The organism is Cedecea neteri, from assembly GCF_000757825.1.
Classification (GTDB): Bacteria; Pseudomonadota; Gammaproteobacteria; order Enterobacterales; family Enterobacteriaceae; genus Cedecea; species Cedecea selenatireducens.
Genome location: NZ_CP009451.1, coordinates 1,460,874 through 1,472,644 on the forward strand (window position 1 = coordinate 1,460,874; position 11,771 = coordinate 1,472,644).

The window sequence follows — 11,771 nt, forward strand, 5'->3', positions numbered from 1 at the left end:
ACCATGCCAGAGTTATAACATCATGAATTCAAAGATTTTTACCAGATTCAACAGCGATAAAGGGAAACCCGGTTTCCGCTTCTCCTTCCGCCTTGCTGCCGTGTTGGGTTTGCTGATACTGCCTCCGACGCTGCTCGCCGCGGAACAAAACGTCGTGGTCGCCAAAAGCGCGCTTGATCGCGGCCATGTTCTGACCCAGGCGGATATTCAGCTCAAAGCTCTCCAGGCTTCGGGCACCCGTGGCGGCTACCTGACCAACCCCAAAGAAGCCATCGGCATGACGCTGAAGCGGCGCCTGCGCGCTGACCAGCCGATTACCCGCGCGCACCTTGACGCCCCGGTGCTGGTTGAACGCGGCCAGCGCGTGCTGATGGTTGCCCTGCAGGACGGCATTGAAGCGAGAACCGTAGGCGAAGCGATGAAAAAGGGCCGCAAAGGCGAAATGATTAAGGTGAAGAACGAAAGCAGCCAGCGGGTAGTCAGCGCCGTGGTTGCCGACGCGGGCGTGGTGCGCATGCTCAACGCCGCTACAAAATAATTTTAATTATGCGATTAAAGTTTCGCTGTTGTCGGGTCGCTTTACACCGGTAAGGGAATGGGAAAGAAGCTTTCCTCCCCCGTGGAATCACCTTGCACTCAATAAAAAACAGAACCACCGAGCAACCGGAGAACAGCGATGAAAGTGAATACAACCCAGTACAGCCCTGCCATAACTGCGCTTAGCACCCACACCGCCGGGCAAACTCGCCCACAGGCCGAAGAAAGCTCAGGCAGCGAAAAAACTCGTCCGGTAGACCCGGTTCTGGGTGAGGCACAGCAGAACATGGCCGCGATGCCGGACGTTGATATGGCCCGCGTTGAAGCGATGAAAGAAGCCATCAGCGCAGGAAAAATCAGCATCAATCTGGATGAGCTGACCGGCGCGATGCAAAAATACTATCAGAGGTAGGTTATGAGTAATGCAGCCCAGGACGTGAAGCAGTTAATCGAAGATATGATTGCCGATCGTAAATACTACACCGAGCTTAACGCCCTCCTGGAGCAGCAGCGTCAGCTTATTGTTGGCCGCCGGTCGCCAGAACTGGATCAGCTTAACGGTAAGCTGATTCAGATTTATGAGCGCCTCGCCGCAAGCAGCCAGCAGCGATACGCCACGCTTGCTGGTCTCGGCGTTCCCGCAGGCCCGCAGGGCATAAAAGCCTTATTCTCTCGCCTGCCAGTTTCACATCAGGGCCAGGTCAGCGCGCTCTGGGAAGACCTTGAAACACAGGCCACCCGCTGCAAAACGGCTAATGAGGGGAATGGTTTGCTGCTGGGCATGCAGCAGGAGATTCTGGAAAACCTGGTGAACAGCAGCGAGCCGGAAAACTGGCTTTATCAGCAGGTTTAATCTATGGCTACGCAAAACACGACAGGCCTCGCCAGGTAAACCAGGTGAAATAATGAAATGGAAAAGATAAGTATTATTGTTTCAGCCTATAATGCGAAGAAACACCTTCATGCGTGCCTCAGCTCCGTGCTTAATCAAACTTATGATAACTATGAAGTTATTATTATTAACGATGGTTCTACGGATACGACGGAACAAATCGGCAACGAATTTGTTCATGCCAACGATAAATTTACCTTAATCAATATTGAAAATGGGGGACCAGGCAAGGCCAGAAATAAAGGTCTCGATATCGCTCAGGGCGATTATATTCTATTTCTGGATTCGGACGATCGTCTGGTTCCGGGCTGCCTGGAAACTGCCGTTAAAGCCATTAAAAAAAACAACCTTGATATTATATTTTTCCATACACGCCTTGAATATACTTGTGCTTCACTACGCAATAATGATGTCGACAATTATTACCGCTATCCTGTTGAAACCATAAATTCACCTACAACAGCAGAGCGGTTTTACCGTCAGTGTATTATGTCACTATGTCAGTCAGGATTTGGTTATCCTGTCGTGGTTTGGGGCTATATTTTTGCTCGTCAAAAATATCAGCAGCAGCGTTTCACCCAGCACATTTATGAAGATGAATTTTTTACCACAATGCTACTTTTATCCGATCAGGATGCCAAAGTTAGCTGTCTGAAAAATAAATTGCATATTCATACTTTACACCTAGCGTCTTTAACTCAACAACCGCTAACGCAAGACAATATATATACGATGGCCTGCGTCGCAACTGAATTAATACCACTCATCAATGTAATTGAAAACAAAAAAACTCGCCACTGCCTTGCCATTAATATAACAATATTAATCTTAAGCGCCATTAATAAAAACGATCGCCTTCTTCGTGATGCAATCAATCCAATGGAGTTAATCTTCTCACTTGTTCAGCATACTTTGTCAGAACAGAATCAGACTTTTACCACACCATTAGCCGAACTGATTATTATTGTCATTACAACCATTGCCGATCATTATCAGATCAGAGAAACACCAGAAGTCATCAATATCATTAAAATGATTCATCAATATAAAAATTAAGTTTTGCACAAACAGACTTCTTCACATTTCAAGAAGTCTGTTTGTATTATCTAAGCCGGTCCTTTCGAAAATTAATTTCCCTGAGTGCTGCACGCGCCAGCGCCTCATTTGAATCAATAACCTTTACGTCTTGCCACAAAGAATGGGTTTTAATTAAACTCAATTCTGTACACGCCAATATAATTGTATCAACACTTTGATTGCGCAGTACATTAATAAAACATTCAAGTTCAGCATATAGCGAATCTGTAATAGTCTGAGATACTTTCAACGCCGAAATACATTCATTAATTACAACCTGATGTTGACAGTTCAATACATGAACGCTGTGGCCCGCCGCAGTTAGCGCATGTTGATATAATCCGCTAAGAAGTAAATCTTTTGAACCTAATATTGCCACTCTTTTTTTAGAAGCAGAGAGACAACTTACCGTTTCGTTAATAATACTTAATACAGGGATCGTCGCATTCTCTCCCCAACCAGAGAAGAGAATATGTGCAGTATTACAGGGAACAACTGCAACGGTAGCACCTGATTTAGCCAACTCATTAATAGACTCAAAAATAAAAGGTGAAGGGTCTCGCTCTCCCAACTGCAAGTGCCGTCCCCGGCTGGGAATTTTACTGTTACTATCAACAATTACTCGAGGGTAATCCCAGTCTTTCTTAGCATCAATAAGCGAATAAACCTGTTGGCAAAAATTAAGCGTCGCCCAGGGAGCAACGCCAACAACGCCAATTACACCTTCATTTCCGGGCCAGGTGACATCAGAATGCACAGGAACAATATTAACCATGACACTTACCAAAATAATACAAACGCAGCCGCGTTTCTGGATATTTATTCAAAACATGTCCTTCAGGAAACATATTTTCATCCCTGAGTGTTTCAAACCCTACCCTCTTGAAAACAGCCTTATACTCTTGAGCCGTACGGTAAAGTGCTGAGTATTCAGTTTGTAATAGTTCAGAGAACTGATTATTGATCTCATAGCGTTCAGCCAGGCCTGTACCATCTCGTAGCATAATGATAGTGTCGTCATGAACAACGTTTTTTAAATTACTGATTAACGTTTCTACCTGCCGATCGTTCAGGTAGACAAAAAGCCCAGAGATGAAGATAACATCGAACCGCTCATTACTGCGGAAGTCCTCAGCGCCAGAAACAATGAACTCAATGTTTTCAGCCTGCCGTGATTGCGCTTCAAGCCTGCCGATCTCAACCAGCGGCTCAGAATATTCGACGGCAACGATACGCGAAGCACCCTGTGCATGAAACCTGAATGTCCACTGGCCTACGCCAGCGCCAAGGTCCAGAATAGACTTCCCTTTTAAGGATGGCAGCCATGAGAAGACTTTCGCCGTTTCATCCTGAACTTTTATTTTCAACAGTTCAGGATCATGTTCCATATTCACAATGCTTTCAAACGGCAGCTTATTGTATAAAGCAGAACGGCTATCCCAAAACTTTTTTACTTTACTTTCATTTAACATCACTTAATCCACACGTTAGTTTTTATATTTCCAGTTAGCAGCATGTTCGCAAAAATGCACATCTGTTTTATCAATATTTATGACGCGACTATTACAGAGAAAATCAAAGTTAAATTGCGTAAACTCATTAACCTCCTTTCCAGGGATCGGCAACAGGCGTACACCCAGAGGTTTCTTTAATCGTACGGCTAGCGCGGAAGTATCCAATATAATCGCGGAAATATCCTCGACCAGCGTAGAGCCTGGAATGGGTATCATGTCCAATCCACATCCACACACCGTTGACCACGCATTAAGCGTGTCGATGCTTAATCGGCGACGATTATTAGCACTCGCTAATTCGTCATCCTCAAGTACGGAGAACATGACACCATTAAAACCCGTAGCTAAGGCGTTGCTGCGCTTAACAGCAGTTTTAATGCAGTTTGTCAGAATACTGGTCAGGAATAATGTTCCCTGACTCCCACTCGGACGCGCGCCCAGATTTGACAACAGTTTTCCGATGGAAATATCGCCATCCGGGAAAGGGGCCAGTGAAGCATCGAGACCGGCATATTCAACACCCGTTTTAGTGGCCAGCTCTCGAGCAAAAACATTTATCGCTTCTAAGCGTGCCTGTAAGTCATCAATAAACCGCTCCGCAAATATCTCGAGGGATATTTTTTTCTTCAGTACATCTTTACTAAGCTTTAAAGCCAAATCCGTCGTTTCCAACGCGAGGCTGAATTTAAACGTTTCCCCCTCATGGCGTGAAAACGGAAAAAAAGGGGCGTTTGGAGGACAGGCGCAGGAAGCCCCGACGCGGAAATTATCAAAACCATTGTTGCTTTTACGAGACACATTCTGAATAAAGCGTGCCGCATGGCGGCCAGCCTGAAGGCTAATCTGCGTTTCATCCGCCACCATAAGATTAACAAACATTTTAGAATGGCTAAAAAGTGCGGCAAAAGCCAAATCTAAACGCTGCGAGAAATGGGGGCTGCCAACCATATCAATGGGCAGACAAAACCAGCGGATCCCCTGTTGCTCGGCCATTCGACTGATTGATGCCAGTTTTGCCGGCAGCGCAAAAATATCGTCTTCCTGCGCCTCACGCAGAGTTTGAAGCGACATTCGAGTTGTACGCAAAGGCCAGTTTCGTTCTAAGAGCAAGGCCTGCACGCCGGTTTGAAAGGTTTGAAGAACTGACCCGATATCAATGGCAGAAGCATTATTACTGGGAACGCCGAGGGTGATCGCTCGAATCATTTTGCTAAAGCTTCCTTCATCAGTCTCAAATAGTCGGCTGCGCTGTTAATTTCTTTAAAATAATTCCGACCAACATCATGAGCGTAAACTAAAGTCTCTTCGGTACAAGGTAAAGCCTGTGCAACAAATAGATTACTGTGACATAAACATCTATTTCTCCATTCGCCGAGCAGTTTTTCATCCGATAGTTTAAACAACCCCATCGCTTCGGGATGGCTGACGGAACGTATAGGCCCTTGATACGTTTCTATTATTTTTTCTTGCTGACCCATTGCACAGTGAATAGAACTTAGCATACGGTTATCACGATTCTGCGTTAGAACAATATTATTCTTTCCGTTATCCATCTCGCTAATTAGTTCACGGTTAAAAAACATATCACCTGACACCACATAAGTGGGATCCATATTCTCTAACAGAGCAAGGCCAAGACTCATGGCATTATTTGTTGTCGCCCAATCTTCATTCAATACATAATTCAACTGCGGGTAGCGCTCCATAATCTTCAGCGCACCATACCCCACGACAACCGTAACTCTCTTACCAGCAAATGCCTCTATCGCATAATCGAGGATGGTTTTTCTGGTCACCGGATGCTTAATTAAAACTTTGTTTTTTCCATCTAATTGCAGGCTTCTTCCCGCTGCAAGAATAATTGCATTTTCAACCATCATATCCCAACTCCTGCAAAGTAAAACGGCAGGCCGGCATCGGGCTAACAAAATCGTGCTTTACTGTTTTGTATGGATAAATATCATTACGTAATGCTTTTTCGGTAACATCCTGCCAGTCAAACTGATACTTTTCACGCAAAGAACGCAGGGGCACCTCAGGGTAATCAAGTTTCACTACCGGTACTCTTTTTAACCCCAGGCGTAACGCAACCTCCATTCGATGCTGTCCGTCCAGCACTAAATGATGGTTCAGATCCAGAGCTAAAGGTTTGATCCATACCCCTTCAGTTAAAATTTTATTACACAACCATTCAACGCGGCTTGCGCTGAACCGTTCAATATGTCGTAATAAATTTGGATCGCAAAAATTAATTTCCATTTTTTTTACCATTAACATAATTTGATATTAATGCGAGATAATCATCGCGGGCAGATTGATACTGTTCAGCCGTGTTAAAAGAACGTGCGTATAGTTGAGAAATATCTACAGTCACGCAGGGTAATTCCTGGCGGTGATGGACCCATGGCACCATATAATATTGTTGCAGGCCTTTCTTGAGCCAATTCTTTCTGAGGGAACGATCGCAATCCACTTCCTGGGGTGAAACACTAAGGATTCCGACCATTTTATACCAATTATCATATTTCTTATTGTAATGAGGCTGATAGGAAACTTGGGTAATCATTCCATCCGGCTCCTTTACCTCAACAATTCCGCCAGTCAATTCGGGACTATAGCGACCATGTGTAAGCCAGAAACTATGATTTGCTTTCTCATATTTTTTTATTCTATCCCAAGCATGAGGATCAAGTAGAATATCTGTTTCTATAATGGTATAGCCACGCTGTGGATATTTTAATGCTTCCACACCAAGTTCTACTGAAAGAATATTAACATCAGTTTCATAAAACTCATTATGCACAAAAGTAATATTATTTTTTGGATAACGATTGCGGACCCACTCTTCAATCTTATGTGCCTGATATCCGGTAACCAGCACCAACTCACGCCCGGTATCTCTTATCAACGGTGCCAGAAGTGTATCAATAACAGCAGACTCGCCGACAGGTAGTAAACATTTCGGGTAATTGTCCGTTAACCCACCCATTCTTTTTCCCTGCCCTGCAACCAGCAAAATAGCAGCTCGCTTTATCGGCATATCAACTACTCCGATTCCAGACTAAATGATTTTTTGATTATCTCGATAATCGCATGCCCCGCACCTTGCGGAGCAAAATATAGCTCTCGTGACAAAGCGGCAAGGCGCTCTTTTTGTTTTACATCATTTCCCGAGATGACATTTGACACAAATGTGTAGAGATCTTTTTCGTTCCATGCCACATCATAGTCATGATAAATAAAGCTTGCGCTGTTATTAATACCTAATCGTTTTTCATGAGTAAGCAATAGTATCGGTTTGCGTGATGGTAAATACTCCAGCAGGAATGACCCAACGTCAGCCATCAGCGCATCTGACTGAGAATAGGCCATTTTATAGTCGGCACCAAAATCCCATATAACGTTTGAACGATTTTGTGTAAACGCTAATAGCTGTGCATATTGTTCTTTGACTTTGTCGCCAAAGTGATTTATCCATTGAATGAACAAGGGATGAGGGCGAATAATAACATTCACTTTCCCTTGATCTATAATATCCATTATCGCGTGAGCATAGAGATCGAATGTTGACCAACGAGGGTCGTTTTCAATAATATATTGCGGTGCCCACAGAAGCGTTTTCAAATTATTCGTAAAGACTGTTTTCTCTGTAGAGCAGTAGCGTTCATGATAATGGTCAAATTTGGGATGACCAACCACATGAACATGATCCTTACCCGCTGCGCAATGCAGCGCGAATTCATTTTTATGCCGCTGTGAACGAACGAAAATCCAGCTGGCAGAATTATGGCAGGCCATGTTGTACTGGAAATTTGTATTTAACTCACTCGCCCCCATATCCAGCCCATAGGGGATATACGCAATTTTAATACCGTTACGGATTAAATTTGCACAGCTAAATATACTCGGTCGATTTACGTCATACGGATTCTGCAGAAATACAACATCTGGCTTTCTTTCGTACAGATTATAGTTTTCATAACCGTAATAAGGCACTTCGCATTCGTCCAGAAATTCTCTTGCTGCCATATTAGTAGGGTCCGTAGAACCTTCCGAGGTAAATGGAATAACAATAATTCTACAATCGAATTTATCATCATTGCGCAGAGCGTCGATCACCGTTTCAAAATTTGTCCAGCCAGGAGACCATTGAAAAAGGATATCAACTTTGATCTTCTGGTTGCCAATACGCTTTTTGACCTGCCGTTGCGTTATTTCATTTAGCGGCTTAGCAAACAGGCCACGATAGTCGACATACTGGCCCTCAATATCGCTTTTATCCGGCTGCTGATAGCCCACATTAGGGAAAATCCCCAACCAACAATCCCGCAACATAGACTCGTGCCAGTAGACATCGAGTGCGTATTCATGCTGTTGCCCCCCCTGCAATAAAGCATTTATGCTCTGGGTGTAAACATGCTGGAGCTGTTGATAATAGTTTTGGTTAACAATATAGGCGCATGCACACCACGCTTTATTAGCCTTAACGATATAGTCAACGCTGCCCAATTGGGTCACATTTTGATAGTTCGCGGCCAAAAAGCCTACGTTCCAGTTAACATGGTTTAATGCATTGAAATATTTATTGATTCGCTGGTACGCATCATCATCATGGTGAAAAGCAATATCATCCTCAAGGATCAGAACATTTTTCCACCCTTCTTTATCCGCCATGTGCAGAGCATGAAGGTGTGACATAGCACACCCGATATAACCAGGCGAATACTCAATAGCTTCAAGGCGAAAAATTTTATCCTTTGGGATCCCTAGCTTTTTTAACTCTCTGGAAAGATAAAGTCTTCTGTCTTTTCTTCTGTTCAGATTGATATAGATGACTTTATCAATAAAGTCCCAATTGATTGTAATCATGGTCATTCTGCTCTTATCCGCAAACGACCTTAAGGCCGATCAATAAGTAACGACAGGCCAACCAACAGGCTAAAGTCTGACGAGACTGCAGCTGCCTCAGCCTGTGGGCAATTACCGTCCCAGCCAAACCAGGCACTGAATAAAGTAACGATCTCCCCGTCGCTAAGCATTTGACGATCGGCGCTCCAGACAGCAAATAGCATTTTTAGCTGGAAGAACTGGCGCGTCAGAGCCTGAAACGCCAGACCGTAATTTTCGCACTTAATGCCAGGGAAAACGTTCTGGTAAAGACGATAAATAAGGACATTACGCAAAATATGAGGCTGTTCAGTAAGCACCTGACACTTCGCCAGGTTCTGCTGTAGCTCCTGGAAACGCTCGCTCAAACGATTGGGCTGCATGATGTTCAGCTCACTGAGCTTCAGCATCATCGACATCTTGTCGGCCATCGGCAAATTCAAATTCAGGCGCATCACGCCCATTTCTTTAAGCGCTGCTAGTCGGTGTTCTTTTATTACAGGCAACATCGTTAACTGCTCTTCCAGCACGCCGTGTTCGGCCAGTTGAGCAAGCTGCTCACCCATCGACATCAACAGCGCAGGATCGCGCTTGTCATCGACAAGATACTGCTGCGCTTTGCTCAGCAGCACGCCGATAGCGTACAGGCTCACCTCAAGGGAAAGCGCCGGGTGCACTGCCAGATTTATGCACTGCTGGTTGAGCATTTCATCCCATGCCGTCAGCTCAACGGTGCCCTGCACCTCGGCCTGTGAGATTTGCAGCTCAAACGCCTGCGGATTAAACAGCAGTTCACGGGCAACGCTTTCGCAGCCGGGATCCAGGCTTTCGCGTAGCTGAGTGGTGAGCTTAACGTTGGCCTGCGGCCAGCCTTCGCTCGCCCGGCTACAGGCCGGGCAGGAGCAGGCTTCGCTTCGGGCGGCATGGCGAAGAACAAATTCAGGTTGATAACGTTCGATGATTTCCATTTCTCTCTCCAGGGCGGCCACGGCCTTCCCTTTCTTTATCTGTGTTTACGGAAAAACCAGTGGGTGCAGTCGACCGGCTGGCCGCTCTGGCCGTCCAGCGTTTGCTGGATAAACGCGAAGCTCGGGTAGAAGCCGAGCCAGCAGCTTTGTTCAAACAGAGGCTGCCAGGCCTCATCGCGGGTTTGTGTCCCAGCGATGGCTTCACGATATGCATCGAGCAAAGTGGCATAAAAACTGGCATTCACGGCGTAGGCACAGCCATTTTCAGAGGCCTGCACGCGCACCACGCCCGGCAGCGATTTCATCAGCCGCAGTTCACCGTACTTCCCGCCAAGCATCAGCGCCTGCCAGTCGATATGGTCAAGCTTGGTCAGCAGGGCGTTCACCTGCTGGACCGAGTTCTCTTTCTTTACAAAATGCACCGCCGCATCCAGCAGCACCACGTTACGCCAGCCCTCACGCTGAGCCTGTTCCAGTACCGCGCAGTGGGTTTTCAGCTCGGCAAGCGCCGGATCTTCGTCCTGATGAAGCGTCACCGGCAGCAGCTGGTCGGCTGAAAAACCAAAGTCGAGAAGCCCCCGGCATTGCGCCTCCAGCTCCATTTCCTGCTGCACTGGGTAGATAACCGCAACTTTGTCGAATACCGACCAGTGGACCTGCTGGTTAAGCGGCGCGCGGCTTAAGCGTCGGTAATGCGCAAGCAGATTTTCGTCCTTCACCAAATCCTCAAGGTGCAGATCCACCGGCGTGCTGCTGCCCATAATGAAGTCTTTGTCGTAGGTGTTGCTGCTGTGGGAGATACAGACAATCGCCTTCTCAGGCGCAATTTGCAGCACCGGCGTGGTGAAGTTCTTCAGAAACGCTTGCTCCTCCGCGAGCGTCTCTTCGTCCTTATAGCGATTTTTCTTCAGCAGGTTGCGGTGCAGCCCAAAGGTGCCATTGAGCGCATGCCGTGGGCCAAAGGGATGACTGAGGTACATTTTGTCGAGGTGGCTGTACCAGACGTAAATCTGGTCGCAGCCGGAAAACAGCGCGTTATGGCCCTGCATTTCCGCCACCTGGTGCGAGATTTTTTCCGGCGGATAATAGTCATCATCGTCAAAGCTGATGATGTATTCCCCGGTTGCCAGTTCGTTGAGCATATTGCGTTTGCGCCCCAGCGCCAGGCGTTCCGGGCTATGAATGTAGCGCACGTTATGCAGCGCCGGGTCGACCATCATGTCGATCAGATCCTGGTTACTCTCGGCGGAGTCATCCAGCACGATCAGCTCGCGCTTATCCGCCGGATAGTCCTGATACTGGTAGATGTAGAGCAGGTACGGCAGAAATTCACGTCGGTTCCAGGTCGGGCAAACGACGCTGACAAAGGGCGTTTTTTGCGGGGCGGCGGCGCGCTGACGCTTTAACAGGTTATCCAGCAGGGTGCTGCGGTTAGCGGTAGGTTTCATGGGTTAACTCTTAGCGGTGAGCGAGCCGCTGGCGCAGCCAGCACTGAGCGGAAACGGCATCCGTCGCCTTCCGCTCGCGTCGCTCTTGTTCTGCATGGCGCTCGCTGCGCTTCGCGTCGAGCACCACCTCAAGGCCTTTTTCACGCTTCGCCTCCTGCAGCAAAGCGCCCTGCAGCTGGCGGGCTTCCAGCTCGGCCAACGCGTGCTCCTGCTTCTGCCAGTCGATCACTCGCTGAAGGGTGCGCTTGTAGCCCGAGTGGTTCACCATCTGCAGCGCGGAGTTGCCGCTCTCCGGGCTTATACCGGCGGCAAGCGACGTCAGCGTGCTGATGTTTTTTTCATAGCGCTGGCACAGCTGCTGCTGGGCGTTTAACCGCGCGCCGGTCTCTTTTACCGCCCGGTTACGTAGCGTGTGCAGCTGTTCCAGCGTGGCAATCAGTTTGCTCAT

At 47.0% G+C, this 11,771-nt stretch carries 14 protein-coding genes; 4 read left to right on the top strand and 10 right to left on the bottom strand.

Features of this window, described 5'->3' with window-relative positions; all coding sequences use genetic code 11:
• The first annotated feature begins 22 nt into the window (after positions 1-22).
• The 4 genes from flgA to JT31_RS22765 all read left to right on the top strand — a co-directional run bounded on the left by flgA (position 23) and on the right by JT31_RS22765 (position 2,485).
• Positions 23-538: a flagellar basal body P-ring formation chaperone FlgA gene (gene flgA / locus JT31_RS06680; RefSeq protein WP_052048979.1), complete on the top strand. Its 516-nt coding sequence runs from the start codon at positions 23-25 to the stop codon at positions 536-538.
• A gap of 138 nt (positions 539-676) precedes the next feature.
• Complete coding sequence (flgM, locus tag JT31_RS06685) at positions 677-949, top strand: flagellar biosynthesis anti-sigma factor FlgM (protein ID WP_038474861.1); 273 nt, start codon at positions 677-679, stop codon at positions 947-949.
• A 3-nt stretch (positions 950-952) separates the two neighbouring features.
• Positions 953-1,390, top strand: coding sequence for a flagellar protein FlgN (gene flgN / locus JT31_RS06690; RefSeq protein WP_038474862.1), 438 nt, complete (start codon positions 953-955; stop codon positions 1,388-1,390).
• A 57-nt stretch (positions 1,391-1,447) separates the two neighbouring features.
• Entirely contained in the window at positions 1,448-2,485 is a 1,038-nt protein-coding gene (locus JT31_RS22765) for a glycosyltransferase family 2 protein (RefSeq protein ID WP_052048980.1), read from the top strand.
• Positions 2,486-2,531: 46 nt separating this feature from the next.
• Here JT31_RS22765 and JT31_RS23025 read toward each other — a convergent pair whose 3' ends face one another.
• Genes JT31_RS23025 through fliJ form a run of 10 tightly spaced genes read right to left on the bottom strand, consistent with a single transcriptional unit; the run spans position 2,532 to position 11,771 of the window.
• Entirely contained in the window at positions 2,532-3,281 is a 750-nt protein-coding gene (locus JT31_RS23025) for an aspartate/glutamate racemase family protein (protein WP_071842938.1), read from the bottom strand.
• Positions 3,274-3,978, bottom strand: a complete 705-nt coding sequence (locus JT31_RS06700; protein WP_038474864.1) for a class I SAM-dependent methyltransferase — start codon at positions 3,976-3,978, stop codon at positions 3,274-3,276. The genes JT31_RS23025 and JT31_RS06700 overlap by 8 nt, the downstream gene beginning before the upstream one ends.
• A gap of 15 nt (positions 3,979-3,993) precedes the next feature.
• A complete protein-coding gene (locus tag JT31_RS06705) occupies positions 3,994-5,226 on the bottom strand; it encodes a DUF711 family protein (protein ID WP_038474866.1) in 1,233 nt (410 codons plus the stop codon).
• The gene (locus JT31_RS22770; RefSeq protein ID WP_052048981.1) at positions 5,223-5,900 is read right to left on the bottom strand and encodes an NTP transferase domain-containing protein; all 678 of its coding nucleotides are present in this window, start codon (positions 5,898-5,900) and stop codon (positions 5,223-5,225) included. Before JT31_RS22770 ends, JT31_RS06705 begins: the two co-directional genes overlap by 4 nt.
• On the bottom strand, positions 5,890-6,279 hold the full coding sequence (locus JT31_RS06715) for a ParB N-terminal domain-containing protein (RefSeq protein WP_038474868.1): 390 nt from the start codon (positions 6,277-6,279) through the stop codon (positions 5,890-5,892). The genes JT31_RS22770 and JT31_RS06715 overlap by 11 nt, the downstream gene beginning before the upstream one ends.
• Entirely contained in the window at positions 6,269-7,060 is a 792-nt protein-coding gene (locus JT31_RS06720) for an NTP transferase domain-containing protein (protein WP_038474870.1), read from the bottom strand. The genes JT31_RS06715 and JT31_RS06720 overlap by 11 nt, the downstream gene beginning before the upstream one ends.
• 5 nt (positions 7,061-7,065) lie before the next feature.
• A complete protein-coding gene (locus JT31_RS06725) occupies positions 7,066-8,895 on the bottom strand; it encodes a glycosyltransferase family 25 protein (protein ID WP_144244034.1) in 1,830 nt (609 codons plus the stop codon).
• Positions 8,896-8,918: 23 nt separating this feature from the next.
• Positions 8,919-9,875: a hypothetical protein gene (locus JT31_RS06730; RefSeq protein ID WP_038474872.1), complete on the bottom strand. Its 957-nt coding sequence runs from the start codon at positions 9,873-9,875 to the stop codon at positions 8,919-8,921.
• A gap of 35 nt (positions 9,876-9,910) precedes the next feature.
• Positions 9,911-11,323 (bottom strand): glycosyltransferase family 2 protein, encoded by a 1,413-nt coding sequence (locus tag JT31_RS06735; protein ID WP_038474874.1) that lies wholly within the window; start codon positions 11,321-11,323, stop codon positions 9,911-9,913.
• A gap of 10 nt (positions 11,324-11,333) precedes the next feature.
• The gene (gene fliJ, locus JT31_RS06740; RefSeq protein WP_038474876.1) at positions 11,334-11,771 is read right to left on the bottom strand and encodes a flagellar export protein FliJ; all 438 of its coding nucleotides are present in this window, start codon (positions 11,769-11,771) and stop codon (positions 11,334-11,336) included.